The 25,353-nt window shown below is 74.9% G+C and carries 19 protein-coding genes, 1 pseudogene and 1 riboswitch; of the genes and pseudogenes, 7 read left to right on the forward strand and 13 right to left on the reverse strand.

The genetic code is table 11. The annotated features are described in order from the left end of the window. Window positions 1–104 precede the first annotated feature (104 nt). The 4 genes from ABZ807_RS08165 to ABZ807_RS08180 all read right to left on the reverse strand — a co-directional run bounded on the left by ABZ807_RS08165 (window position 105) and on the right by ABZ807_RS08180 (window position 3,427). The gene (locus ABZ807_RS08165; protein WP_357154222.1) at window positions 105–1,169 is read right to left on the reverse strand and encodes a hemolysin family protein; all 1,065 of its coding nucleotides are present in this window, start codon (window positions 1,167–1,169) and stop codon (window positions 105–107) included. After that, window positions 1,166–2,524: a hemolysin family protein gene (locus ABZ807_RS08170; RefSeq protein ID WP_357154223.1), complete on the reverse strand. Its 1,359-nt coding sequence runs from the start codon at window positions 2,522–2,524 to the stop codon at window positions 1,166–1,168. Before ABZ807_RS08170 ends, ABZ807_RS08165 begins: the two co-directional genes overlap by 4 nt. A 160-nt stretch (window positions 2,525–2,684) precedes the next feature. Then, window positions 2,685–2,822, reverse strand: a complete 138-nt coding sequence (locus tag ABZ807_RS08175; protein ID WP_357154225.1) for a monovalent cation/H(+) antiporter subunit G — start codon at window positions 2,820–2,822, stop codon at window positions 2,685–2,687. A 218-nt stretch (window positions 2,823–3,040) separates the two neighbouring features. Beyond that, on the reverse strand, window positions 3,041–3,427 hold the full coding sequence (locus tag ABZ807_RS08180) for a hypothetical protein (RefSeq protein ID WP_357154226.1): 387 nt from the start codon (window positions 3,425–3,427) through the stop codon (window positions 3,041–3,043). 172 nt (window positions 3,428–3,599) lie between these two features. Here ABZ807_RS08180 and ABZ807_RS08185 point away from each other — a divergent pair, with 172 nt between their 5' ends. Further along, the gene (locus tag ABZ807_RS08185) at window positions 3,600–8,312 is read left to right on the forward strand and encodes a DEAD/DEAH box helicase (protein WP_357154228.1); all 4,713 of its coding nucleotides are present in this window, start codon (window positions 3,600–3,602) and stop codon (window positions 8,310–8,312) included. A 350-nt stretch (window positions 8,313–8,662) separates the two neighbouring features. Here the strand turns inward: ABZ807_RS08185 and ABZ807_RS08190 are convergent, their stop codons facing one another. Further along, the gene (locus ABZ807_RS08190) at window positions 8,663–9,748 is read right to left on the reverse strand and encodes a TIGR03118 family protein (RefSeq protein ID WP_357154231.1); all 1,086 of its coding nucleotides are present in this window, start codon (window positions 9,746–9,748) and stop codon (window positions 8,663–8,665) included. A 231-nt stretch (window positions 9,749–9,979) separates the two neighbouring features. Between ABZ807_RS08190 and ABZ807_RS08195 the strand changes: the two are divergent. From ABZ807_RS08195 to ABZ807_RS08210, 4 genes and pseudogenes are all read left to right on the forward strand, one after another. Beyond that, window positions 9,980–10,151 (forward strand): annotated as a pseudogene (locus tag ABZ807_RS08195) (SAM hydroxide adenosyltransferase); the annotation flags it as partial. Window positions 10,152–10,195: 44 nt separating this feature from the next. Beyond that, window positions 10,196–10,438: a CPCC family cysteine-rich protein gene (locus ABZ807_RS08200; RefSeq protein ID WP_357154233.1), complete on the forward strand. Its 243-nt coding sequence runs from the start codon at window positions 10,196–10,198 to the stop codon at window positions 10,436–10,438. A 181-nt stretch (window positions 10,439–10,619) separates the two neighbouring features. Then, window positions 10,620–11,435, forward strand: a complete 816-nt coding sequence (locus ABZ807_RS08205; RefSeq protein WP_357154235.1) for a zinc finger domain-containing protein — start codon at window positions 10,620–10,622, stop codon at window positions 11,433–11,435. Window positions 11,436–11,607: 172 nt separating this feature from the next. Next, window positions 11,608–15,216, forward strand: a complete 3,609-nt coding sequence (locus tag ABZ807_RS08210) for a hypothetical protein (RefSeq protein WP_357154237.1) — start codon at window positions 11,608–11,610, stop codon at window positions 15,214–15,216. Between the two features lie 58 nt (window positions 15,217–15,274). Here the strand turns inward: ABZ807_RS08210 and ABZ807_RS08215 are convergent, their stop codons facing one another. From ABZ807_RS08215 to ABZ807_RS08245, 7 genes are all read right to left on the reverse strand, one after another. Beyond that, entirely contained in the window at window positions 15,275–16,060 is a 786-nt protein-coding gene (locus tag ABZ807_RS08215; protein WP_357154238.1) for a hypothetical protein, read from the reverse strand. A gap of 23 nt (window positions 16,061–16,083) precedes the next feature. Beyond that, window positions 16,084–16,959, reverse strand: a complete 876-nt coding sequence (locus tag ABZ807_RS08220; RefSeq protein WP_357154239.1) for a PspA/IM30 family protein — start codon at window positions 16,957–16,959, stop codon at window positions 16,084–16,086. A 201-nt stretch (window positions 16,960–17,160) separates the two neighbouring features. Further along, a complete protein-coding gene (locus tag ABZ807_RS08225; protein ID WP_357154240.1) occupies window positions 17,161–17,598 on the reverse strand; it encodes a helix-turn-helix transcriptional regulator in 438 nt (145 codons plus the stop codon). Between the two features lie 161 nt (window positions 17,599–17,759). Further along, the gene (locus tag ABZ807_RS08230; RefSeq protein WP_357154242.1) at window positions 17,760–18,314 is read right to left on the reverse strand and encodes a CinA family protein; all 555 of its coding nucleotides are present in this window, start codon (window positions 18,312–18,314) and stop codon (window positions 17,760–17,762) included. Window positions 18,315–18,435: 121 nt separating this feature from the next. Next, window positions 18,436–19,023, reverse strand: coding sequence for a CDP-diacylglycerol--glycerol-3-phosphate 3-phosphatidyltransferase (gene pgsA, locus ABZ807_RS08235; protein ID WP_357154244.1), 588 nt, complete (start codon window positions 19,021–19,023; stop codon window positions 18,436–18,438). Between the two features lie 77 nt (window positions 19,024–19,100). Beyond that, window positions 19,101–20,654, reverse strand: coding sequence for a 30S ribosomal protein S12 methylthiotransferase RimO (gene rimO / locus ABZ807_RS08240; RefSeq protein WP_357154247.1), 1,554 nt, complete (start codon window positions 20,652–20,654; stop codon window positions 19,101–19,103). Window positions 20,655–20,729: 75 nt separating this feature from the next. Then, window positions 20,730–21,653, reverse strand: a complete 924-nt coding sequence (locus tag ABZ807_RS08245; protein WP_357154776.1) for an ornithine cyclodeaminase family protein — start codon at window positions 21,651–21,653, stop codon at window positions 20,730–20,732. A 98-nt stretch (window positions 21,654–21,751) separates the two neighbouring features. Beyond that, window positions 21,752–21,815: riboswitch (guanidine-III (ykkC-III) riboswitch) on the forward strand. A 63-nt stretch (window positions 21,816–21,878) separates the two neighbouring features. Here ABZ807_RS08245 and ABZ807_RS08250 point away from each other — a divergent pair. Continuing rightward, window positions 21,879–22,193, forward strand: coding sequence for an SMR family transporter (locus ABZ807_RS08250; RefSeq protein WP_357154249.1), 315 nt, complete (start codon window positions 21,879–21,881; stop codon window positions 22,191–22,193). Window positions 22,194–22,276: 83 nt separating this feature from the next. On the opposite strand, the gene ABZ807_RS08255 is transcribed toward ABZ807_RS08250, so the two are convergent. Then, window positions 22,277–24,736, reverse strand: a complete 2,460-nt coding sequence (locus tag ABZ807_RS08255; RefSeq protein ID WP_357154251.1) for a DNA translocase FtsK 4TM domain-containing protein — start codon at window positions 24,734–24,736, stop codon at window positions 22,277–22,279. Between the two features lie 114 nt (window positions 24,737–24,850). Here ABZ807_RS08255 and ABZ807_RS08260 point away from each other — a divergent pair, with 114 nt between their 5' ends. Then, window positions 24,851–25,330 carry a YbjN domain-containing protein gene (locus ABZ807_RS08260; RefSeq protein ID WP_357154254.1) on the forward strand — a complete coding sequence of 160 codons (480 nt, stop codon included), beginning with the start codon at window positions 24,851–24,853 and terminating at the stop codon, window positions 25,328–25,330. The last annotated feature ends 23 nt before the right edge of the window (window positions 25,331–25,353 follow it).

The raw sequence follows: 25,353 nt of genomic DNA on the forward strand, positions 1-25,353 counted from the left end.
CCGCGCGGCAGCGTGGCACCCGACGGGCGCGGATCTGGGCTGGAATGCGGGCCGGCCGCCGGGTCACGGGGACCCGGCGGCCGGCCAGGGACTTCGGTGCGGCGTCAGCGCAGGCGCCGCCCGCGCGGCACCGGGTCGGTCTCGTCGTCGAACTCGCCGATGACCTCCTCCAGCAGGTCCTCCAGCGCCACGAAGCCGATCGGCCGGGTCGGGCCGCCGCCGTTGCGGACCAGCGCCAGCTGGGCCTGGTCGGCGCGCATCGCGGCCACCGCCTCGGTGACCGAGGAGGTCCCCGGCAGGGTGAAGGCCCGGGTCATCAGCTCGCCCGCGGTCGCCGGCCGGCCGGCGGTGACCGCCCGCACCGCCTCCCGGACGTGGACCAGGCCGCAGACCTCGCCGCCCGGGTCGAGCACGGCGAGCCGGGACCGGCCGCTGTCGCGGCTGACCTGCTCGACGTGCTCCGCGCTGTCGTCCCGGCGGACCGTGACGATCTCGCCGAAGGGCTCCATCACGTCGGCGACGGTCGTGCCCTGCAACTCCAGCATGCTGGTCAGCAGGTGGTGCTGCTCGGCGCCGAGCAGCCCGTGCTCGCGGGACTGCTCCAGCAGGATGCGCAACTCGTCCGGGCCGTGCACCTGGGCGAGCTGGTCCTGCTGCTGCACCCCGACCAGCCGCAGCATCGCGTTGGCCAGCGCGTTGAGCGCCGACAGCACCGGCCGGGCGACCCGGGCGAACGCCCGGAACGGCAGCGCCAGCAGCACCGCCGACCGCTCGGCGTCGGTGATCGCCCAGGACTTCGGGGCCATCTCGCCGACCACCAGGTGTAGGAAGGTCACCAGCGCCAGCGCGAAGACCAGCGCGACCGCGTGGCTGGCCGCCTCGGGCAGCCCCACCACGTGCAGCAGCGGGCTGAGCAAATGCTCGATCGCCGGCTCGGCGAGCGCGCCGAGACCCAGGGTGCACAGCGTGATGCCGAGCTGCGCGCCGGCCAGCATCAGCGACAGTTCGCGGACGCCGTCCAGGGCGGCGCGGGCCGCCCGGCCGCCACCGGCGGCCACCTGTTCGAGGCGGTAGCGCTTGCTCGCCACCAGCGCGAACTCGGCGGCCACGAAGAAGCCGTTGAGCGCCAGCAGCAGCGCCGAGACCAGCAGGGCCACGCCGGGGCTCATGCCGCCACCTCCCCACCGGGGGCCTCGCCGGCCATCCGCAGCCGCACCGAGTCGGCCACGTGCCGGTCCACCGCGAGCACCTCGACCAGGGCCCTCGGCCGCTCGCGCGGCTCCTCGCCGTCGGCGGGCAGGCTGATCTCCAGCCGGTCACCCACCTCGGGCACCCGCCCCAGCTCCCGCATGACCAACCCGGAGAGGGTGTCGTACTCGGGGGCCTCGGGCAGCGCGATGCCGGTGCTGTCGGCGACCTCGTCGATCCGCCAGCGGGCCGGCACCACCCAGGAGCCGTCCTCCTGCCGGGCCGGGGCGCGCTCCGGCGGGTCGTCCTCGTCCCGGATCGGGCCGACCAGTTCCTCGGCGATGTCCTCCAGCGTGATCACGCCGGCGAAGCCGCCGTACTCGTCGACCACGCAGGCCAGCTGCCGGTGCCCGGACCGCAGCCGGTCCAGCACCGTCGGCAGCGGCAGCGTCTCGGGCACCAGCAACGGGGGTACGGCCACCGCGCTGACCGGGGTGGTGGCCCGCTGCGCCGGGGGGACGCCGAGCACGTCGGCGATGCCGATCACGCCGACCAGGTCGTCCACGCCCTCGGCGCCGCGCACCGGGAAGCGGGAGTGGCCGGTGTCCAGCAGCTCCACGACCCGGCTGACCGGCTCGTGCGCCCGTACGGTGTGCACGTCGACCCGGGGCACCATGGCCTCCCCGGCGGTCAGCTCCCGGAAGTCGAGCCCCCGGTCGAGCAGGTCGGACATCTCGGCGTCGAGGCGCCCCTCCTCCCGGGACTCGGCGATGATCTGCTCCAGGTCCTCGGGGGTGGCGCCGGTGGGCAGCTCCTCGATCGGCTCGATGCCGAACCGGCGCAGCAGCCGCACCGCCGCGCGGTCGAAGAGCGTGATCAGCGGGCCGGCGATCTTGAGGTACATCAGGGTGGAGCGGCTCAGCGCCCGCGCGAGAGGCTCGGCGCGGGCGATGGCCAGGTTCTTCGGGGCCAGCTCACCGAGGACCATCTGGACCACGGTGGCGATGACCAGGGCCAGCACCACCGAGAGCGGGAGGCTGACCGCGGTGGAGACGCCGGCGCCGCCGAGCAGCTCGGCCAGGCCGGCGCCCAGGTAGGGCTCGGCGACGTAACCGACCAGCAGGGCGGTCACGGTGATGCCGAGCTGGGCGCCGGAGAGCATGAAGGAGAGCCGGCCGGTGACCACCAGGGCCCGGGCGGCCGCCTGGTCGCCCTCGTCGGCCTGTTGCCTGAGCCGGCCGCGGTCCACCGCGACGTAGCCGAATTCCTGGGCCACGAAGTAGCCGGTGGCGGCGGTGAGAACGATGATGAGTACGAGACCGACGACGATCAACACGGGTCGCTCAGGGCTCCCGGGGACGTCGGGGCGAAGGGATGCCGGGCATGTCCCGGCTGGCTACTGCTGCCCTCCTGGGCAGAAGAGTCGATCATGCGGCAATTCTATCGGCGGTCGCTGAACGCCCGCTGAGGGTGGGGACAAAGCCGCCGCTCATCCCCTATTTCCGCTGGTCGGCGAGTTCGTCCCGGTCGAGCAGGGCCCGGTCCACCCGCCCCGACCGGTACCCGGCCCGCCCGATCATCTGCGGCTTGGTGGCGGCGTGCATCCGGGCCAGCACGTCCGGGAAGCGCAGCACCCCGATCCCGGCGACCAGGCTGAGCAGCGCCCCGCACCAGGGCGACCGCCGCCAGCCAGTCGGCGAGCGTACCCGCGCTCACGACGGCTCTCCCGTCGCGGCCGTCGCGGCGCGCCTGCCCCGCCGGGCCGCCGCCCGGCAGGGCCACGGGCGCGCTGGCCAGTGCGGCGCGGGCGCCCCGACGCGCCCGCCGAGGCCAGGGCCGCACTGATCGGCGGTCAGCGCCGCGCGACGTCGCCGGCCGGGACGGCGGTCTCCCGGGACGGCCGGTCCCGGCGGGTCTCGACCAGCAGGTCGGGACGGCCGAGCTGGACGACGACCTTGTTGACCACGCGCTGGGCGGCGGCGAGCGAGCGTACCGAAAGCAGGTTGCCCCGGCTCTCCCGGCGCAGGACGAAGTAGTGCACCGCGGCGCGCACCTGCCCCCGGTCGGCGGCGCTGGCCTGGGCGGTGGAGATCACCAGCTCGCGCAGGGAACGGGCGAGCCGCTCGGCGAGCTCCAGCTCGGGGCCGCGCAGGCTGCCCCGGACGGCGGAAAGGTGACTGTCGACCTTGCGGATGAGCACGTCGGTGGCGGGCGTGGAGGCGGGCTCCTCGACGGTCATCCGAACCCCTCCACCCGACGCTGCGTTGCGAGTAAAGTTACTTTATGTCGCGCGACACAAGCAAGCAGTTAAGTAAGACTTAACACGTCAAGCGGCTCATCCACCCCGTAAGCAGCCACAGCCGGGCAGACCACGCCACGCCCCGGACTCATTGTCACCCCGACCGGGCAGGATGGAGGGCGTGACTGAGCAGGTGGGCCGGGCCGACGGCGCGCGGGTGATGGCTGGGTTCGGCGCGGCGACCCGGGAGTGGTTCACGGCCGCCTTCGCCGCGCCCACTCCGGCGCAGACGGGCGCCTGGCACTCGGTGGCCGCGGGGCGCAACGCGCTGGTCGTCGCGCCGACCGGTTCCGGCAAGACGCTCGCCGCCTTCCTCTGGTCGCTGGACCGGCTGGCCAAGGAGCCGCCCCCCGCCGAGGCGCGGCAGCGCTGCCGGGTGCTCTACGTCAGCCCGCTCAAGGCGCTCGCGGTCGACGTCGAGCGCAACCTGCGAGCCCCCCTCGCGGGCATCCGCCAGGCGGCCACCCGGCTCGGCGTCGCGCCACCGGAGATCACCGTCGGGATGCGCACCGGCGACACCCCCGCCGACGAGCGGCGGGCCTTCGCCCGCACCCCGCCGGACATCCTCATCACCACGCCCGAGTCGCTGTTCCTGCTGCTCACCTCGGCCGCCCGGGATTCGCTACGCGGCGTCGAGACGGTGATCGTCGACGAGGTGCACGCGGTCGCCGGCACCAAGCGCGGCGCGCACCTCGCGCTGTCCCTCGAACGCCTCGACGAGCTGCTGGACCGACCCGCGCAACGGATCGGCCTCTCCGCCACGGTCCGGCCGATCGACGCGTGTGCCCGGTTCCTCGGCGGCGCCCGCCCGGTCGACGTGGTGCAGCCGGCCAGCGCCAAGACCATCGAGGTGAGCGTCCAGGTGCCGGTGGAGGACATGACCCGCCTCGACGAGCAGGAGCAGCCGGAGGACGACCTGGGCGGGCCGGGGCCCCGCCGGGCGTCGATCTGGCCGGCCGTCGAGGAACGGGTCTTCTCGCTGATCCGGGCGCACCGCTCGACCATCGTCTTCACCAACTCCCGGCGCAGCGCCGAACGGCTCTGCGCCCGGCTCAACGAGCTGGCCGCCGAGGAGCTGGCCGACACCAGCGCCCCGTTGGTGGGCCCCGGAGCCGGGCGCACCACCCACGGCGACGGGCCGGTGCGCGTACCCGACGAGTCGGCGTGGGACGACGGCCCGGCGGGCGGCGACAGCCCGGCGGGCGGCGGCGACGCTCCGGTCGGGCCGGTCCGGGCCGACCGGCCGCCGGCCGAGGTGATGGCCCAGTCCGGCGCGGCGGCCGGCGCGCCGCCGGTGATCGCCCGCGCCCACCACGGCAGCGTGTCCCGCGAGGAGCGCAAGCACATCGAGGAGGCGCTCAAGTCCGGGCAGCTGCCCGCCGTGGTGGCCACCTCCAGCCTGGAGCTCGGCATCGACATGGGCGCGGTCGACCTGGTGGTGCAGATCGAGGCGCCGCCGAGCGTCGCCGCCGGCCTGCAACGGGTGGGCCGGGCCGGGCACCAGGTGGGCGCGGTCTCCCGGGGCGTGGTCTTCCCCAAGCACCGGGGCGATCTGCTCTCCTGCACAGTGGTCGCCGAGCGGATGGCCGAGGGCGCCATCGAGGAGCTGCACTACCCGCGCAACCCGCTCGACGTGCTGGCCCAACAGGTCGTCGCGATGGTGGCCCTGGAGCCGTGGCGGGTCGGCGACCTGGCCGTGGTGGTACGCCGCGCCGCCCCCTTCGCCGAGCTGCCCGACTCCGCGCTGCACGCCGTGCTGGACATGCTCTCCGGGCGCTACCCGTCCACCGCCTTCGCCGAGTTGCGCCCCCGCCTGGTCTGGGACCGCGCCGCCGACGTGCTCACCGGCCGGCCCGGCGCCCAGCGCCTCGCCGTGACCAGCGGCGGGACCATCCCCGACCGGGGACTGTTCGGGGTCTTCCTGGCCGGCGCGGAACGCGCCGCCCGGGTCGGCGAGCTGGACGAGGAGATGGTCTACGAGTCCCGGGTCGGCGACGTCTTCCTGCTCGGCTCCTCCTCCTGGCGGATCGAGGAGATCACCCCCGACCGGGTGCTGGTCTCCCCCGCACCCGGCCAGGCCGCCCGGATGCCGTTCTGGAAGGGCGATCAGCTCGGCCGGCCGGTGGAGCTGGGTCGCGCCATCGGCGCCCGGGTCCGGGCCCTGCTGCGGCAGAGCGACGAGACCGCGGTCGCCGCGCTGCGCGCCGGCGGGCTGGACGACTGGGCCGCCGGCAACCTCATGGCGTACCTGCGCGAGCAGAAGGCCGCCACCCGCTCGCTGCCGGACGACCGCACGGTGGTGGTCGAACGGTTCCGCGACGAGCTGGGCGACTGGCGGCTCGCCGTGCACAGCGTGCTCGGCGCCCGGGTCAACGGGCCGTGGGCGCTGGCCATCGGCCGCCGGCTCGCCGAGCGGTACGGGGTGGACGCCCAGGTCATGCCCGCGGACGACGGCATCGTGGTGCGGCTGCCCGACACCGCCGAGGAGCCACCCGGCGCCGACGTGGTGGTCTTCGAGCCCGACGAGATCGCCCAGATGGTCGAGGAGTCGGTCGGCACCTCCGCGCTCTTCGCGTCCCGGTTCCGCGAGTGCGCCGCCCGGTCGCTGCTGCTGCCCCGCCGCGACCCGCGCCGCCGCCAGCCACTGTGGCAGCAGCGCCAGCGCGCCGCGCAGCTGCTCGACGTCGCCCGCGAGTACGCCGACTTCCCGGTCACCCTGGAGGCCGCCCGGGAGTGCCTCCAGGACGTCTTCGACCAACCGGCCCTGGCCGAGCTGATGCGCGACCTGACCGCCCGCAAGGTACGCCTGGTCGAGGTGGAGACCGACCGACCGTCGCCGTTCGCCCGCTCACTGCTGTTCGGGTACGTCGGCGCCTTCCTCTACGAGGGGGACGCCCCCCTCGCGGAGCGCCGGGCCGCCGCGCTCGCGCTCGACTCGGCCCTGCTCGGCGAGCTGCTCGGCCGGGTCGACCTGCGCGAACTGCTGGACCCGGCGGTCCTCGCCGAGACCGAACGCCAACTGCGCTGGCTGACCGAGCAGCGCCGGCCCCGCGACGCGGAGGACGTGGTCGAGCTGCTCCGGGTGGTGGGCGACCTCTCCGAGGCGGAGCTGGCCGAGCGGGGCGCGCCGGTGCCGTGGCTGACCGAGCTGGAGGCCGCCCGCCGGGCGCTGCGGGTCCGCGTCGCCGGCGAGGAACGCTGGGTGGTCGTGGAGGACGCCGCGCGGCTGCGCGACGCGCTCGGCGTGGCGCTGCCGGTCGGGGTGGCCGAGGCGTACCTGACGCCGGTGACCGACCCGCTCGGCGACCTGGTGGCCCGGTACGCCCGCACCCACGGGCCGTTCACTGCGGCGACCTGCGCCGCCCGCTTCGGGCTCGGGGTGTTCGTGGTGGAGCAGGCGCTGCGCCGGCTCGCCGCCACCGGGCGGGTCCTCTCCGGCGAGTTCGCCCCGGACACCGTCGGCACCCAGTGGTGCGACGCCGAGGTGCTGCGGCTGCTGCGTCGCCGCAGCCTGGCCGCGCTGCGCAGGGAGATCGAGCCGGTGCCGCCCCGGGCGCTGGCCGCGTTCCTGCCCCGCTGGCAGCAGGTCGGCTCGTCGGCGCGGGGCGTGGAGGCGCTGGCCGCCACCATCGAGCAGGTGCAGGGGGCGGCGGTGCCGGCGTCCGCGCTGGAACGGCTGGTGCTGCCGGCCCGGGTCGCCGACTACTCCCCCGCTCAGCTCGACGAGCTGTGCGCCACCGGCGAGGTGCTCTGGGCCGGTTCCGGGGCGATCTCCGGCGGGGACGGCTGGGTCACCCTGGCGTACGCGGACGCCGCACCGCTGCTGCTCCCGCCGCCGGACGAGGCGCTGAGCCGCACCCCGCTGCACGAGGCGGTGCTCGACGCCCTCGCCGACGGGCAGGCGCTCTTCTTCCGCGCGCTGTCCGACCGGGTCGGCGCCACCGACGACGCGGCGCTGACCGGCGTGATCTGGGATCTGGTCTGGGCCGGTCAGCTCACCAACGACACCCTCGCCCCGCTGCGGGCCGTGCTCGGCGGTGGCGGCGCGCACCGGTCCCGACCGTCCGCGCCGCGCACCCGCTACCGCCGTCCGGGCCGGGTGGCGCTGCCTACCCGCGGCGGCCCGCCCACCGTGGCCGGGCGCTGGTCCCGGCTGCCGGAGCGGGACACCGACCCCACCCGACGCTCCGCCGCGCTGGCCGACGTGCTGCTGGAACGGCACGGGGTGGTGACCCGGGGCGCGGTGGTGGCCGAGCAGGTGGCCGGCGGCTTCGCCGCGGTCTACCCGGTGCTCTCCGCGCTGGAGGAGCGCGGTGCCGCCCGGCGCGGCTACTTCGTCGAGGGGCTGGGCGCCGCCCAGTTCGCCGTGCCCGGGGCGGTGGACCGGATCCGGGCCCTGGCCGACCCGGCCGTCGGGGCGCGGGGCCGGGGCGGGCCGACGCTGGTGCTCGCCGCAACCGACCCGGCCAACCCGTACGGGGCGGCGCTGCCCTGGCCGGAACGGGTGGTGGACTCCGGGGACGGGGCCACCCCGGCGACCGGGCACCGGGCCGGGCGCAAGGCCGGCGCGCTGGTGGTGCTGGTGGACGGGGATCTGGTGCTCTACGTCGAGCGGGGCGGCCGGACGATCCTGTCGTTCACCGACGACACCGAGGCGCTCGCCGCGGCCGGCAAGGCGCTCGCCGACGCGGTGCACTCCGGCGCGCTGGGGGCGATGTCGGTGGAGCGGGCCGACGGCGAGGCGGTGCGCTCCTCGCCGCTGCGCGACGCGCTCACCGCCGCCGGCTTCCGGGCCACCCCCCGGGGGCTGCGGCTGCGCGGCTGACCGTCGACCGCCGCACCCGCACGCGCCACTGCCCTGCGCGTCCGGTGCCGACCGCCACCGCACGCCGCACGCGCCGCTGCTCGGCGTGTCGCCGGCTGGCGGCCGGTGCCTCCGCGAGCGTGATACCTCGAAGGCATAGTGATAACCCTGAGGTATCACGCTCACGGGGACACGTCTCGCCGGGCGGACCGGACAGGCCGCCGGCACCACGTTCGGAACCGCCCCGACGACCACGGGGCGGACGTTGCCGGCACCGGCGGCGTCGGAAGGCCGGGACCCGGCGGCGCGTAGGAGAACACGCCGCGGCGCCCCCGGTCATTGCCGGAGGCGCCGCGGGTGCGAGCCGACTGTCAGCTCGTCGGGATCAACTGACCCACCAGGCCGTGCTGCTCGTCGTCCGGCCCGGCGCTGAACCAGAGCGTTCCCTCGCCGCCTGTCGTCTCGGTGCCGGGCAGCAACGCCCACAGGCCGTCGATGGTGATCGTGTCACCGTCATCGTCCCGCAGCTGGCCCTCGAACTCGTCGCGGTCGAAGACGTTGATCCGGCCGTCGCCGAAGTTGCCGACCAGCAGGTCGTCGGTGAACTCGCCAAAGCCCTCCGGCGCGATGGCCAGACCCCAGGGCGCGTTGAGGGTCCCCTCGCTGGCGACCCGGCGCACGTCCCTGCCGAAGTGGGTGAAGAGGTCCACGAAGCCGAGCCCCGCACCATGCACCTCGTCCTTGGCCGCCTCGTCCTGCTTGGCGTAGGTGACGTAGACCCGCTGACCGACCGTGAACACGTTGAACGGTGCGAACCCCTCGGGGAGGTCCTCGTCCTGGAAGACGAAGTCCGGCAGCTCGACCTTCTCGAAGTTCTCATCGAACACGTCGATGCGGGCGTTGTGGAAGTCGGTGGCGAGCAGGAAGTCGCCGAAGTCCGTCTCCAGCAGCGCGGTTCCCTTGTAGATCGCACCGTCGGTGTGGGCGACGACGACCGCCTCGGTGCCCGCGTTCGGGTTCCAGGCCGTGACGTCACCGCCCTCGCTCACGAAGATGAACCGGGCCGGTTCGTCGTCACCCCGTCCCGGCACCTCGAAGCCATCCGTGTCGTTGAACGCCGCTCCGGTCGGCGCTCCGCCAGGAATCGTGACGGTGAGATCCGCCTTCGTGACGGGCTCGCCGTCCACACCCCCGCGATAGACGGTGGCCGTGTTCGTGCCGTTGTTGGACACCCACAGCGGCGTCGTCGGCCCCAGGGCCAGACCCCACGAGTTGACCGCGTCCGGGTCGACGACGGCCGGTCTTCGGGACTCCTGGTCTGACACCTGGTTGATGACATCGAAGCGAGGAGCGCGGTCATCACCGTGACCTCCGCCGTCCGCCATCGCCGGACTGCCCACGGCGGTAGCTGCCGCCACCGCTCCGATCGTCACCAGCCGCGCGATCTTCGTCGCCATTTCTGCTCCTTTGCATCGGCTGACGGGGAAGCCTGCGTCCGCCGGTCAGCCAGGTAGCTGTCGCGGACGCGGGCACGGGAGCCACAGCTGGCTTCGGAGAGGGGAAATTGTGGTGCCTTTCGCCGTCTCGAGTCGGTTGGGCGCCCGTAGCGACCCTTCCATAAGGCCCGGGAGCCGGCTGCCGGTTTAGTGAACTTTTATCAGCTTTCCACCCGGCCGGGGGGAGAGGGGGTGGCCAACCGGGAGGCGGTGCGCGGGCGTACCCTTCACCGACGCGCCGGCCGGCGGACTGGTCGCGTACGCCGACTCCGCCGGACTGGTGGCGGTGGCGGTCACCAACGGCCGGGCGGTCGACCTGCTCGCCGTACGTCCCGGGGACGTCCTGCCGGTGACCGGCGGCTGAGACCGCGCCTCCCCGGCCCGCATCGAGTGTGGGATGCTGCCCCGGTGGGTGAGCACTGGGTTCCCGTCGTCTGTCCGTGTTGCGCGTCCCGGACCGGCGGGGGGACCTGCCCAGTCTGCTTCTGGACCGACGACGGCCAGTCCGACGCCGACGCCGACGTGGTGCGCGGTGGCCCGAACGGCGACCTCAGCCTCACGCACGCCCGGCTCAACTTCCACGTCTACGGCGCCAGCCACCCGCGCTATCAGGACATGGTCCGTTCGCCCCGTCCCGAGGAGCGCCCCTGACCGTCTGCCGGCTCTGACCGGCGATCCGGGCGCGCCGGTCCTCCGGCGGTGGGGCGGCCATCAGCGCACGGTAGAAGGCCACGAACTCCGGCGGCCCGACCCGGGCCCACCGGACCCGGTGGAGGGCCCGGCCGAGGCGCGGGTCAGCAGTGATTCGGCTCGGGCGGGGGAGGATGGCGGGGTGCCCGAAGGTGACACCGTCTGGAACACCGCCCGCGTCCTGCACCGGGCGCTCGGCGGCGCCACGCTGACCGGCAGCGACTTCCGGGTGCCGCAGCTGGCCGCCACCGACCTCGCCGGGTGGACGGTGCGCGAGTCGGCCAGCCGCGGCAAGCATCTGCTGCTGCGCCTGGCCGCGCCCGAGGAGCGGTCCGACACCCGGCACTGGACGCTGCACTCGCACCTGCGGATGGACGGCGCCTGGCGGGCGTATGCGCCGGGGGAACGCTGGACGGCCCGGCCCGCGCACCTGATCCGGGTGGTGCTGTGCGGCACGGGTGCCGTGGCCGTCGGCTACCACCTGCACGAGCTGGCCCTGCTGCCCACGGCCGACGAGGAGTCCCTGGTCGGGCACCTCGGCCCCGATCTGCTCGGCCCCGACTGGGACCCGACCGAGGCGCTCCGCCGGCTCGCTGCGCACCCGGAGGCCACCATCGGCCAGGCGCTGCTGGACCAAACCAACCTCGCCGGGGTCGGCAACTTCTACAAGTGCGAGGTGCTCTTCCTGCGCGGCGTCTCGCCGTGGACCCCGGTCGGCGCGGTGCCCGACCTGGCCGGCACCGTGACGCTGGCCCAGCGACTGCTGACGGCCAACCGGGGCCGCTGGACGCAGAGCACCACCGGTTCGCTGCACCGGGGCCGGACCAGCTACGTCTACGGCCGGCGCGCACAGCCCTGCCTGCGCTGCGGCACCGCCATCCGCAAGGAGGAGTTGGGCGAGCGGGTCACCTACTGGTGCCCGGTGTGCCAGCCCGCACCCGGCCCGTCGCTGCCCTGACCTGCGACTCCCATCAGACGAGACACGCACGGGATTGGGACGATTGGGTAATTCCTAACCGGCCTCCCAGGTCGCATGCTGCGGTTGAGTGCTCACCGTTCGTCACTGCCGGGCGCGACCACCCGCCACGTCGAGGTGGCGGCCGTCGTGCCCCGAGCCCCGGGGGAGAGCCATGGCCCTGTTCCGCAGACTGCGCTCCAGCTGGCCGGTCCGCGCGGTCCGCAGCGACCGCGCCGGGGGACCCACCGTGCCGGCCGCCCGGACCGCCGAGCCGGCCGGGCCGGCACCAGCCAGCCTGGACCCGGCCGCCGTCCCGCGCTGCTTCGGCCCGGTGCCCAACTTCGCGCACAGCCCGCTGCCGGCGCTCGACGGGAACGGCCGGGTGGTCCCGGGCACCGGCGTCCGCAAGTTCGTCGACGCGCTGCCGCTGCCCGGCCCGCTGGGGCGCAACGGGCTGGGCGGGCTCCTGCCGGTCGCGGTGCCGGACACGATCAGCTATCCCGGCTGCGACTACTACGAGATCGGGCTGCGCGAGTACACCCAGCGGCTGCACCGCGACCTGCCCACCTCCCGGCTGCGCGGCTACCGGCAGCTCAACCTCGGCACCGACCCCGACGGGCACAACACGGTCGCCCCGCCGGAACGGCCGTACCACCTGGGCCCGATGATCGTCGCGCGGCGGGGGCGGCCGGTACGGGTCAAGTTCATCAACCAGCTGCCCACCGGGCGGGCCGGCGAACTCTTCCTCCCGGTCGACACCAGCCTGGACGGGGCCGGCACCGGGCCGCTGGACGGGCCGGCCCCGTACCCGCAGAACCGGGCGGTGCTGCACCTGGCCGGCGCGCAGACCGGCTGGACCAGCGCCGGGAACCCGTGGCAGTGGGTGACCCCGGCGGGCGAGATCACCCCATACCCGAACGGGCCGGGGCTGAGCCACGTGCCGGACATGCCGCCCCCTGGCCTCGGCGCCACCACGCTCTACTTCCCGAACGAGCAGAGCGGAAGGCTGATGTGGCTGCACGACAACACCCTCGGGTTGTCCCGGCTGACCGTCTACTCCGGGCAGCTGGCGCTCTACCTGCTCACCGACCCGGCCGAGGAACGGCTGGTCGCCGACGGGGTGCTGCCCGCCGAGCAGTTCCCCCTGGTGGTCCAGGACAAGACCTTCGTCCCCGACGACGCCCAACTCGCCGAACAGGACCCGACCTGGGACCGGGACCGGTGGGGAACCCGGGGCAACCTGTGGCACCCGCACGTCTACCAGCCCCGGCAGAACCCGTACGTCCCGTCGGGGCGCAACCCCACCGGGCGGTGGGACTACGGCCCGTGGATGCCTGGCGCGGGCAGCGGGGACCCGGTCGGGGCCGGCCCGGTGGACAACCCGAACCACGATCCGGTCGCCGCCCCGGAGGAGCCGCCCCGGGCGCCGGGCGTGCCGCACCCCACCGCGGTGCCCGAGGCGTACGGGGACACCCCGCTGGTCAACGGCGTCGCGTACCCGTACCTGACGGTGCGGCCGAAGGCGTACCGGTTCCGGATCCTCAACGCCTGCGCCGACCGTAGCCTCAACCTGGCGCTCTACCGGGCCTGCTCGGACGCTCCGATGTGGCGGTCCGACGGCGCGTTGGCCGACGCCGGGGCCGGTGAGGTGCCGATGGTGGAGGCGATGCGGGTCTCGGGACGGCCGGCCGACTGGCCCACCGACGGGCGGGAGGGGGGCGTGCCCGACCCCCGGGCGGCGGGGCCGCGCATGATCCGGATCGGCAACGAGTGTGGGTTGCTCCCCGCGCCGGTGGTGGTGCCGAACCGGCCGGTCGGCTACCGCTACGACCGGCGCGACCCGACCGTGCTCAACGTGGACGGGCACGCCCTGCTGCTCGCCCCCGGCGAACGGGCCGACGTGGTCGTGGACTTCTCCACCGTCCCGCCCGGCGGCACGCTGATCCTCTACAACGACGCCCCGGCCCCGCTGCCCTGTTTCGACCCCCGGTACGACCACCACACCGACGCCCCGGACGGCAGCGCCGAGGGCGGCGTGGCCGGCACCCGCCCCGGGTACGGCCCGAACACCCGCACCCTGCTCCAGTTCCGGGTGGCCGGCACTCCCGCCGACCCGTACGACCTGGGCCGGCTGGCCGAGCGGCTGCCCGGGGCGTACGCGGCCAGCCAACGGCCGCCGATCGTGCCGCAGCCCGAGTACGACCATGCGTTCGGCACCCGTACCGCCCGCCGGACGCAGGTGCCGGTGCACGCCACCACGGTCAGCTTCACCCCGGCCGGCGCCGCCGCCCCGGTGACCCTGCCGGTCCACGTGAAGACGGTCGGGCAGGTCTTCGAGCCGGGGCACGGCCGGCAGGCCGGGCGGCTCGGCGTCGCCCACCCGTACGCGGGACCGCTCGGCCCGGCGTCCCTGCCGCTGGGCCCGGCGGACCCGGCGACCGAGGTGCTCGTCGCCGCCGACCCGACCGGACCGCAGGACGCGACGGCCGACGGTTCCCAGGTGTGGCGGATCAGGGGCACCGGCCGGCAGACGCACGTGGTGCGGATCGGCGGCTGCGACGTGCAGGTGCTCAACCGGGTCGGCTGGGACGGCACGGTCCGGCTCCCCGACGCCGGGGAGCTGGGCTGGAAGGAGACGATCCGGGTGAACCCCGCCGAGGACGTGGTGGTGGCGCTGCGTCCGGTGGTGCCTCCGCTGCCGTTCAAGATCGGCGACAGCCTGCGGCTGCTCGACCCGAGCCGGCCGGCTGGCGCCCGGGTCGGCTCCACCCCGGTCAGCCCGCTCGACGGGCGCCCGGCCGCGGTGGTCAACCAACTGGTCAACCTCGGCTGGGAGTACCGCTGGTCCAGCGGCGCGGCCGGCCTGCGCGACCTGGGGATGAGCCGGCCGCTGGTGCTGCGGGTCTCCCCCCGGGGGCCGAGCGGGCTCACCGCCACGCCGGTACCCGGCTCGGCGACGGCACTGCCGGCGATCGCCCTGACCTGGACCGGCAACGGCAGCCGCCCGCCGGCCAGCAGTCACCTGCTCCAGCGGGCCACCGACGCCGGCTTCGCCGAAGGGCTCACCACGATCACGGTGGCGGCCACCGCCACCCGGTACACCGACGCGACGGTCACCCCCGGCGTCACCTACCACTACCGCATCCGGGCGGAGAACGCGGTGAGCTGCTCGGCCTGGTCCAACAGCGTCCCCGCGTCGGTGCGGCTCGCCACGCCGACCGGGATCGCCGCGGCCGTCCCGCCGGCCGCGCCGCTGCGGATCGCGCTGCGCTGGACCAACCGCTCCTTCGCCACCGGGATCGACGTGCAGCGGGCCACCAACCCGACCTTCACCAGCGGGCCGGCCACCACCGCGATCGGCGTGGCGGACAACCACCTCGACCCGGCGGTCGCCCCGGACACCACGTACTACTACCGGGTGCGCACCACGTACCTCGGTGCGGCGTCCCCGTGGTCGACGGTGGCCACGGTGATCACCCCGCCGGCCCCGGCGACGCCGACCGGAGTGACCGCCACCCCGAGCGCCCCCGCGCCGGACACCGCGACGGTGGTGCTGAACTGGGCGGCGGGCACGCCGAGCGGGCCGGGCGCGGGCTTCACCGTGCAACGGGCGCTCGACCCGTCGTTCACCCGGGGGTTGGCCACCTTCACCGTCACCGGCCGGGGCTTCACCAACAGCGGGCTGGCCCGGGGGGTGACGTACCACTACCGGATCCGCTCGTTCAACGTGGTCGGCAGCTCGCCGTTCACCGGGCCGGCCCCGGTCACCACGCCGGACTGACCCCGGCCCGCCGGGCGAGCCGACGGTCCCGGTGGCGGGCGCCGCGCCCGGTGGGCGGTCAGCGGGTGGGGGCGCGCAGCGGATCGCCGACGGCACGCAGCTCGGCCAGCGCCGAGGCGACGCCGTGCAGCAGGTCGGTCGCCTCGGTCAGCCGGGAGGCGGCCGGGTGCTCGGTGCTGGGGCGGGCGTCCTCGGCGACGTAGCCGGCCGCCGCCACCACCAGCCCCTCGTACGCGGCCACCCCGCCGTCGAGCTGGCCGACCAGCGTGCGGTGCGCCTCGGCGAGTCGGGGCCGGGCCTCGGGCGGGGCCAGCGTCAGGGCACGTTCCACGCTGGCCACCCGACCGGCCAGGTCACGCAGCGAGCGGTCGGCCGCGGCGGCCTCCAGCACCGCCGGCTCGGCCAGCCCGGTCAACCGGGGCGCCATCCCGGCCAGGGTGAGCGCCGCCCGGTCCAGCCGGGCCCACGCCTCGGCGGCGGTGGTGCCGCGCAGCGCCAACCGGGAGCGGACCCGGCGCACCTCGGCCAGCACGCCCGGGCCGACGGGGAGGCGCTCCACGGCGGCGACCAGCCGGGCCCGGGACCGGGCGGCGGCCTCGGCCGGATCGAGGGCGGGCGGTGCGGGCCGGGCCGCGAGGGCCCGCAGGTCGACCCAGCGCCAGGCGGCCAGCGCCACCGCGCTGCCCGCCGCGCCGGCCCAGGCCGCATCGGGCAGCCCGAGCCCGGCGTACGGGGTCAGCACGGCCGCCGCGCCGCCGAGCCCACCGGCCAGGACGCTCCACCGTCGGGCGGAACGCCGCAACCGGCGCAGCCGACGGAAGTGCCGTGCTCGCTCGTCCGCCACCCGTACCTCCTCGTGCCGTCCGCTCAACCGGCGGCGGTGGTGTCCCCCGTGCCGCGGTCGCGGGTCATGCTCGCCCGGATCTCGTCGAGCCGGGCGGCGGCGGCCGGGTCGGCTGCCGCCGGGGCGGCCGGCTGGGTCTGCTGCTGCACGGCCGGCCGTTCCTGCTTGCCGAGCTGCTCACCGGCCATGCTCGCGCGGATCTGCTCCAGCCGGGAGGAGCCGGCGGTGTCCAGCGCCGACTTCTGGATCTCCAGCATCCGCCCCTCGACGGAGTTACCGGCCAACTCGGCGCGGCCCATCGCGTTGGCGTAGCGGCGCTCGATACGGTCGCGCACCTCGTCCAGCGAGGGGGTGTTGCCAGGGGCGGTGACCGCGGACATCGACTCCAGCGAGTGGGCCACGCTCTCCTGCATCTTGGCCTGCTCCAGCTGGCTGAGCAGCTTGGTGCGCTCGGCGAGCTTCTGCTGGAGGATCATCGAGTTGTTCTCGACCGCGCGGCGGGCCTGGGCGGCCGCGCCGAGCGCCTGGTCGTGCAGGGTCTTCAGGTCCTCGGTGGCCTGCTCGGCGGAGACCAGCTGGGTGGCCAGCACCTGGGCGGTCTGCTCGTAGCGGCCGGCTTCAGTCTCGTCGCCGCGGGCGCGGGCCTGGTCGGCGAGGACCAGCGCCTGCCGGGCGTTGGCCTGGAGGCGTTCGACCTCGGACATCTGCCGGGAGAGCTTCATCTCCAGCTGGCGCTGGTTGCCGATCACCGCGGCGGCCTGCTGGACCAGCGCCTGGTGCTGGCGCTGCGCCTCCTCGATGGCCTGCTGAATCTGCACCTTCGGATCGGCGTGCTCGTCGATCTTGGCACCGAAGAGCGCCATCAGGTAGTGCCAGCCCTTGACGAACGGGTTCGCCATCTCCGCGGTATCCCCTCAGTAGCGTCGCTGCGCCTCGACCGGAGCCGGACCGGGCCGACCGGCCGACCGGCCGCGCGGTGTTCCCCCATCGTCGCAGCCGGATGCCAGTCGGACATCCGTACCATGGGAGTGCGCCGTACGGCCTGCGATCAACCCTACGCGGCGCGCGCGAGCGCGGCCATGCGGTGCGGACGTCGGGTGTCAGGCGGCGCAGACCACGTCCCGCTCGGCGGGACGGACCCGGGTGCTGCGCAGGGTGGCCTTCAGCGGCGACTCCTGGCGCACGGAGACGGCCACCTTGCCGTCCGAGCTGACCTGGCGGACGTTTCGGTTGGTGGGCTTGCGCACGGCCACCGGAGCCGGCGTCGGCTCGTCCTGCATCGGCACGAGCACCCCCGGCAGCTGCTCGGCGAGGGCGACCGTGTCGCTGACCTCGCGCAGCAGCTCGGACAGGCGGGCGCCGAGGGCGTCGCAGATGGCGGCCAGCAGCTCGCTGGAGGGCTCCTTCTGGCCGCGCTCGATCTCGGACAGGTAGCCGAGGCTGACGTTGGCGGCGGTCGAGACCTCACGCAAGGTGCGTTGCTGACCCTGTCGGCGCGCCCGAAGTGCGTCGCCGATCACGCGGCGTAGCAGAACCATCGCACCTCCCCATGACGGGAATCCCTCTCCCCCGGGCGCCCGCCCGCGCCGGACGCGGTCCCCCGCGCCGGAGCCGGCATCGCACGCCGGAGCCTTCCCGCAACCGTACCCGTTGCCCGCCCCCGCGACATCCCACCCCGCCCGTCAAATCCGATCACCCGTCACCGCCGGCCGGCCGGGCTGGCGGCGGCACGCTCGTCCACGCCGGCGCCGGCCGGGGCCTGGACCTGCTCGGCCAGCAGCCGCAGCGCCTCGATCACCGCGGCGGCGCGGATGTGGTCCCGACCACCGTCCAGGTCGAGCCGGCGGACGGTCGTGCCGGCGGGCCCGGCCGCCGCGACGTAGACCAGCCCGACCGGCTTGCCATCCTGCGGCTCCGGCCCGGCCACGCCGGTGGTGGCCAGCCCCCAGTCGGCCCCGCAGCGTCGCCGCCCGCCCTCGGCGAGCGCCCGCGCCACGTCGGGGTCGACCGGCCCGCGCTCCGCCAGCAGCTCCGCTGGCACGCCGGCCAGCTCCGACTTCAGCTCGGTGGCGTACGTCACCAGGCCACCCCGGTAGACCTCGCTGACCCCGGCGATCTCCACGACCGAGGCGGAGAGCAGCCCGCCGGTGAGGGATTCGACGGTGGCCAGCGTCTCGTGCCGCTCGTGCAGGCTGTGCACCACGGTCGCCGCCGGGCTCCCGACGGGCCGCTCGTTCTTCGCATCCGTCCCCATGCCCCGCTTCCCTTCCCCGCCTGCCGCGCCGTACTCATCCTCCGCCCCGAGGCGTCGATCATGGAGCCGTTGCGCTGACAACGCCGGCGTGTCACGGCCACCCCGTGCCCCGAGGGTCCGGTCAGCGGGTGGGACGACGCAGGCGGAGGGCCTGGACGACGTAGTCGAAGCCGGTGACCACCGTCACGACCACGGCGGCGGCCATGATCCACGGGCCGACGGCGGCGAGCGCGGCCGGCATCGGCCAGAGGTACCAGGTGATCGCGAGGATCTGGAGCGCCGTCTTGATCTTGCCGCCCCGGCTGGCCGCGATCACGCCGTGCCGGATCACCCAGAAGCGCAGCCCGGTGATGCCTAGCTCCCGGGCCAGGATCACCGCGGTCACCCACCAGGGCAGCCGGTCGTACCAGGAGAGCAGCACCAGGGCGGCGCCGGTGAGCGCCTTGTCGGCGATCGGGTCGGCGACCTTGCCGACCGAGGTGACCAGCTTGAACCGGCGGGCGATCCAGCCGTCGACCAGGTCGGTCGCCGAGGCGACCACGAAGATCAGGCAGGCGGCCATCTGCCAGCCGGCGTGGGTCGCCCCCGAGACGATCACCGACACCGCGAAGACCGGCACCAGCGCCAGCCGCAGGGCGGTCAGCGCGTTGGCCGCGTTGAGCACCGGCACCCGGGCGACCACCGGAGCCGACTCCGTCGTACCGGTCACGGTCGCACCCCGCTCCGGTCGCCGTGGCGTACCTGGTACCGCACCACGTGGCTCCCCCGCTCCCTCCGGGCCCGCCGTCACCGTTCCGCGCCGGACGCCGCCGAGATCATCTCATCCGGCACGGCGACCAGGTCGACACCCTCGGTCGCGGTGACCGTCGCGCGGACCAGGTCACCGGGGCGCAGCGCGGCCAGGTCGACCCCGCCGTCGACCGGCGCGACCAGCGTCGTCGAGCCGTCGACCTCGGGGGCCTGGTGGGCCGCCCGCCCCTCGACCACGCCGTCGTCGACCGAGTCGACCAGCACCTCGACGGTCGAACCGAGCCGCTCCTCGGCCCGCTGCGAGCAGAGCTCGTCGGCGAGCGCGCTGAGCTTGTCGTACCGGCGCTTGACGGTGGCGGCGGAGACCTTGCCGGGCAGGCCGGCGGCCTCGGTGCCGTCCTCGTCGCTGTAGTCGAACATGCCGATCGCGTCGAGGCGCGCCTCGGTCAGGAATCGGACCAGCTCGTTCACGTCGGCCCGGGTCTCGCCGGGGAAGCCGACGATGAAGTTGCTCCGCGCGCCCGCCTCCGGGGCCAGGGCGCGGGCGCCGGCCAGCAGCTCCAGGAACCGGTCGGTGGACCCGAAGCGGCGCATCCGGCGCAGCACCGGCTCGCTGGAGTGCTGGAACGACAGGTCGAAGTACGGTGCCACGCCGGGCGTGGTGGCGATCACCTCGACCAGGCCGGGCCGGGTTTCGGCGGGCTGGAGGTAGCTCGCCCGCACCCGGACGATGCCGTCGATCGCGGCCAGCTGCGGCAGCAGCTTCTCCAGTGCCCGGGGGTCGCCCAGGTCCTTGCCGTACGAGGTGGAGTTCTCGCTGACCAGCACCAGCTCACGGACGCCGGTTCTGGCCAGCCACTCCGCCTCGGCCAGCAGCTCGTCTGGCTCACGCGAGACGAAGGCGCCGCGGAAGGCCGGGATGGCGCAGAACGCGCAGCGCCGGTCGCAGCCGCTGGCCAGCTTCAATGAGGCGACCGGGCCGGTGTCGAGCCGGCGACGCAGCACCTGGCGCAGGTGGGCCGGGGTGTGCTCGTCGGTCTCGGTGACCGGCCGGGCCGGCGTGCCGTGACCGGGGAGGGAGACCGCGCTGCCCCGGCGGGAGACCGGGGTGAGCGGCAGCAACTCGCGCCGGTCGCGCGGGGTGTGCGCGTCGACCGCCTCGCCGGCGACGACCGCGTTCAGCCGGGCGGAGATCTCCGGGTAGTCGTCGAAGCTGAGCACCGCCTGCGCCTCGGGGAGGCTGTCGGCCAGCTCACGCCCGTACCGCTCGGCCATGCAGCCGGCCGCGACCACCTTGGCGCCGGTGTCGGCGGCGGCGAGCAGGGTCTGGATGGAGTCCTGCTTGGCCTTCTCCACGAAGCCGCAGGTGTTCACGACCACCACGTCGGCGCCCTCGCCGTCGGTGGTGACCTGCCAGCCGTCGGCGTGCAGCCGGGCGGCCAACTCCTCCGAGTCGACCTCGTTGCGGGCGCAGCCCAGCGTCAGCAGGGCGACGCGGCGGCCGTCGGGGGCGGACGACAGCTCCAGGTCGCGGCGCGGCGCCAGACGCGCCGAGCTGGAATTGTCGGCAGGGGAGGTGGCAGACACCATCCGAGGGTACCGGGCGGCGAGGCGGGGGCCGGCAACGGCGGGCCGCCGGCATCGGCCGGCTCACACCCCGGCCGGTCAGACCGCCGCCGCGCCGAGGAGCACCAGCCGGTCGAGGAGAAAGACCTCCGTGCCGGCCAGGCCGGTGGAGCAGAAGACGGAGACCTGGTCCGCGCCGGTCCGGCCCCGGACCGCCCCGGCCAGCACCGCGCCCAGGTCACCCAACCGCGCCACGTACGGCTCGACGGCGGCGAGCATCGGCGGGGTGTACGCGGACGCCTGGGCCGGCGAGTCGGTGACCAGCACGTCGGCGGCGTCCAGCAGGTCGGTGCCGAACTCGTGCCGGTCGGACTGCTTGAAGCCGACGGTGTTGACGTGGGTGCCCGGGGCGAGGTCGGCGGCGTCGAGCACCGGCGTCGGGCTGGTGGTGGCCAGCACCACCACGTCCCGGCCCCGCACCGCCGCCCGGGCCGAGTCCACCGCGCGGGCCGGCACGCCCAGTTCGGCACGGACCCGAGCGGCGAACGCCTCCCGGCGGGCGGCGGAGCGGCTGTGCACGGTCACCTCGCGCAGCGGGCGCACCGCCGCGGCGGCCCAGACCTGCGTCCAGGCCTGCCGGCCGGAGCCGATCACCCCGAGGGTGGCCGCGTCCGGCCGCGCCAGGGCGTCCACCGCGACCCCGCCCAGCCCCCCGGTACGCCGGGAGCCCAGTTCCTCGCCGACCGCCACCGCCCGCACCGCCCCGGTACGCCCGTCGTGCAGCACCACCAGCTGCTCGGACTCCGGCAGGCAGAAGGTGTCGTACGAGCGGAAGCCGTACCACTCGCCGGTGAGGTGGCCGGCGGTGAGCACCATCCGCCCGCCGCCCAACGGGGCGGCCGCCCGGGGCGGGGCGACGAGCCGGCCGGCGTGGGCGGCCAGTAGCGCGTCCCGCATCGCCGCGACGGTCGCGGGGGCGTCCAGGGCGGCGGCGACCTCCCGGTCGGTGAAGAGCAGCGTCATGGCTGCCATCCTGCAACCTGAAGTCAGCTTCACCTCAACCTGCGGTGCGCCAGATCACCGCCCGGCCACCCGCCCCGCCGGGCGGTGCTACCGTCGGCGGTGGCGGCCCCGGCCGTCCCGGACGAGTGGTGGGCGTACCCGGTCAGGCCAAGACGCCCCGCGACAAGCAGAACCCACTCGTCCCGGCCCCGAGGGTTCGGGGCCCGCTCCCCGAGGTGATGACCCGTGGCCTGGATCGTGTTGGTGGTCTCCGGACTGTTGGAGACCGCATGGGCGGTCGCGCTCGACCGCAGCGCCGGCTTCAGCCGGCCCCTCCCCTCGCTCGTCTTCGCAGTGACCCTGGTGCTCAGCATGTTCGGGCTGGCGTACGCGCTGCGCGAGATCCCGGTCGGCACCGGCTACGCGGTCTGGGTCGGCATCGGCGTGGTGGGCACCGCGCTGGTCGGGATGGTGGCCCTCGGCGAGTCGGCCAGCCTCCCCCGGATCGCCTGCCTGCTGCTGGTGGTCGCCGGCGTGGTGGGGCTCAAGCTCTACCACTGACCGTCGCCATGGCGCGGAAACGGCGGTCTCCCGGGCCGGAGAAGACCGCCACATCGCCGGAAGTGCCGCCGGTGCTGGACCGGTCAGTCCTCGCCGCCGCGCAGGCCGACCAGGACCTCCTCCAGCTCGTCCGGCTTGACCAGCACGTCGCGGGCCTTGGAACCCTCGGACGGGCCGACCACGCCCCGGGTCTCCATCAGGTCCATCAGCCGGCCCGCCTTGGCGAAGCCGACCCGCAGCTTGCGCTGGAGCATCGAGGTCGAGCCGAACTGCGAGGTGACCACCAACTCGACCGCCTGCACCAGCAGGTCCAGGTCGTCGCCGATGTCCTCGTCGATCTTCTTCTTGCTCTCCTGCGCGGGGGCCAGCACGTCCGGGCGGAACTCCGGCTCGCGCTGGTCCTTGCAGAACTTGACCACGTCGGCGATCTCGCGCTCGGTCACCCAGGCGCCCTGGATCCGCACCGGCTTGGAGGCGCCCATCGGCAGGAAGAGCCCGTCGCCGCGGCCAAGCAGCTTCTCCGCGCCCGGCTGGTCGAGGATGACCCGCGAGTCGGCCAGCGAGGAGGTGGCGAACGCCAGCCGGGACGGCACGTTCGCCTTGATCAGGCCGGTGACCACGTCGACCGAGGGACGCTGGGTGGCCAGCACCAGGTGGATGCCGGCCGCGCGGGCCAGCTGGGTGATCCGGACGACCGAGTCCTCCACGTCGCGCGGGGCGACCATCATCAGGTCGGCCAGCTCGTCCACGATCACCAACAGGTACGGGTAGGGCCGCATTTCCCGCTCGCTGCCCGGCGGTGCCTTGATCTCGCCGTTGCGCACCTTGCGGTTGAAGTCGTCGATGTGCCGGACCCCGTTGGCGGCGAGGTCGTCGTAGCGCATGTCCATCTCGCGGACGACCCACTCCAGCGAGTCGGCCGCCTTCTTCGCGTTGGTCACGATCGGCGTGACCAGGTGCGGGATGCCCTCGTACCCGGTCATCTCGACCCGCTTCGGGTCGATCAGCAGCAGCCGCACCTCGTCCGGGGTCGCCCGGGTCAGGATCGAGACGAGCAGGGTGTTGAGGCAGCTCGACTTGCCGGCACCGGTGGCTCCCGCAATGAGAATGTGGGGCATCTTCGCGAGGTTGGCCACCACGTAGCCGCCCTCGATGTCCTTGCCGAGCGCCACCACCATCGGGTGGTGGTTGCTGGTGGCGACCCGGGAGCGCAGCACGTCACCGAGGGCGACGTTCTCCGGGTCGGTGTTCGGGATCTCCACGCCGACCGCGCTCTTGCCCGGGATCGGGCTGAGGATCCGCACGTCCGGCGACTTCACCGCGTACGCGATGTTGCGGGAGAGCTGGGTGATCCGCTCGACCTTGACCCCGTGCCCGAGCTCGACCTCGTAGCGGGTGACCGTCGGGCCACGGGTGAAGCCGGTGACCGCGGCGTCCACGTCGAACTGCTCGAAGACGCCGGTCAGCGCCGCGATCACCTCGTCGTTGGCCTTGCTCCGGGTCTTCGGCGCGGCGCCGCCGCTGAGCATGTTCGCCGGCGGCAGCGTGTAGTCGCCGGCCAGCCCGGTGAGCGCGAGCTGCTCGGCCCGGGTGGGCACGGGCGAGTGCTCCGGCGGCTCGACCGGCTTGCGGGTGGCGGGCACCTTCGCCCGCGGCCTGCGGGGCAGCGTCAGGGTGTCCTGGAGGTCGACGCCGTCGAGGTCGTCGTCCGGGTCGTCCGGGCCCAGCGGCGGCGGCGCGGTCCGCCTGGCCGCGCGGCGGCGGGCCGGCTTCGCCGGAGTCTCCTCCTCCGCCTCCGGGTCGGCCGGCGGGGCGACCAGCGTGCCGGCGAGCAGGCCCAGCCGCTCGGGGATCTTGTTGATCGGGGTCGCGGTGACCACCAGCAGGCCGAAGACGAGCAGCAGGATGAGCAGCGGCACCGCCACCCAGGCGGTGACCGCCGCCGCCAGCAGGTCGCCGATCCCGGCGCCGATCAGCCCGCCGGCGTAGTCGCGCTGCGTCGGGCCGACCGGGTCCTGTCCGATGTGCAGCATCGCCGCCGTGGCGATCAGCATGGAGCCCCAGCCGACCAGGCCGCGGCCGCGGTGTTCCGGGTCGGCCGGCGTGCGCATCAGCCGCCAGGCGCCGATCATCAGCAGCACCGGCACCACGATCGCGATCGCGCCGAGGAAGAGCCGCACGGTGTCGGCGAGCCGGGCCCCGAGCGGGCCGGCACCGGCGAACCAGATCCCCACCCCGCTGAGGATGGCCAGGCCGAAAAGCAGCAGCCCGGCACCGTCGCGGCGGTGCTCCGGGTCGAGGTCGCGGGCGGAGGCGGCCTGCCGGCCGGCGGCGCGGACCGCCCAGCCCACGCCGTGCGCCAGTCCCATCCACAGTGCACCGACCGCGCGTCCGACGTAGACCGCCGGGCCGGGCCGGGCCGCCGGCCGTCGCCGGGCGGTCGCCTTGGTGGCCTTCTTCGCCGGCTGGCGGGCACGGCTATTCGTGGTACCGCGCGGCGACGCGCCGCGTCGCCGGCTCGCCTGAGAGGTACGGCCCGCCATACAGTCACCGTAACGGCGTAACCCGGGAGATCGCCGCTTTTCCGGGTCGTGTCCGCGCGTCGCAGCACGGACCACGCCCGCAAACGTGTTATTCGCCTCAGGAAGGGATGCCCGATGGCGTCGCCTGCTTTCGAGGACCGTCCGGACGACCCCCTGGCCGGGCACCCGCAGGCCCTGCGGCCGTTGACCGGCGCGCTGATCGCCGCCGTGCTCGGCGCCCGAGGGTACGCGTTCTCCGCGGACGCCGACGGCGACCTGGTCGGCCGCTGGGACGACAACCTCATCTGGTTCCTGCGCCCCGGCGAGGCCGGGGAGCTGCTCCAGGTCCGCACCATGGCCGCGCCGGCCTTCGCCATCGAGTACGTCCCGACGCTCCACGCCTTCTGCAACTCCTGGAACCACGACCGGCTCTGGCCCAAGGCGTTCGTGCACGTCGACGACGAGGGCGTGGCCCGGGTCTGCGGCGAGGTGATCACCGACCTGGAACGGGGGGTCACCCCGCACCAGCTCGACCAGCTCATCGACTGCGGCGTATCGACCGGCTGCCAACTCGCGGCCGCCGTCGCCCAGCTCCCCGGCGGGACGACCCGGTGACCGGCCGGGGCGAGCCCGCCGGG

The sequence above is a fragment of the Micromonospora sp. NPDC047548 genome, from assembly GCF_040642975.1.
Taxonomy (GTDB): domain Bacteria; phylum Actinomycetota; class Actinomycetes; order Mycobacteriales; family Micromonosporaceae; genus Micromonospora.

Bases quoted from the DNA above. Each gene is read 5' to 3' on its own strand.
- ABZ807_RS08225 (WP_357154240.1), bottom strand. From the start codon at position 17,598: ATGGTTCTGCTACGCCGCGTGATCGGCGACGCACTTCGGGCGCGCCGA.
- ABZ807_RS08230 (WP_357154242.1), bottom strand. From the start codon at position 18,314: ATGGGGACGGATGCGAAGAACGAGCGGCCCGTCGGGAGCCCGGCGGCG.
- ABZ807_RS08245 (WP_357154776.1), bottom strand. From the start codon at position 21,653: ATGACGCTGCTCTTCACCGACCGGGAGGTCGCCGCCGCCCTGGACGCC.
- ABZ807_RS08210 (WP_357154237.1), top strand. From the start codon at position 11,608: ATGGCCCTGTTCCGCAGACTGCGCTCCAGCTGGCCGGTCCGCGCGGTC.
- ABZ807_RS08165 (WP_357154222.1), bottom strand. From the start codon at position 1,169: ATGAGCCCCGGCGTGGCCCTGCTGGTCTCGGCGCTGCTGCTGGCGCTC.
- ABZ807_RS08220 (WP_357154239.1), bottom strand. From the start codon at position 16,959: ATGGCGAACCCGTTCGTCAAGGGCTGGCACTACCTGATGGCGCTCTTC.
- ABZ807_RS08190 (WP_357154231.1), bottom strand. From the start codon at position 9,748: ATGGCGACGAAGATCGCGCGGCTGGTGACGATCGGAGCGGTGGCGGCA.
- ABZ807_RS08185 (WP_357154228.1), top strand. From the start codon at position 3,600: ATGGAGGGCGTGACTGAGCAGGTGGGCCGGGCCGACGGCGCGCGGGTG.
- ABZ807_RS08180 (WP_357154226.1), bottom strand. From the start codon at position 3,427: ATGACCGTCGAGGAGCCCGCCTCCACGCCCGCCACCGACGTGCTCATC.
- rimO (WP_357154247.1), bottom strand. From the start codon at position 20,654: ATGGTGTCTGCCACCTCCCCTGCCGACAATTCCAGCTCGGCGCGTCTG.
- ABZ807_RS08260 (WP_357154254.1), top strand. From the start codon at position 24,851: ATGGCGTCGCCTGCTTTCGAGGACCGTCCGGACGACCCCCTGGCCGGG.
- ABZ807_RS08255 (WP_357154251.1), bottom strand. From the start codon at position 24,736: ATGGCGGGCCGTACCTCTCAGGCGAGCCGGCGACGCGGCGCGTCGCCG.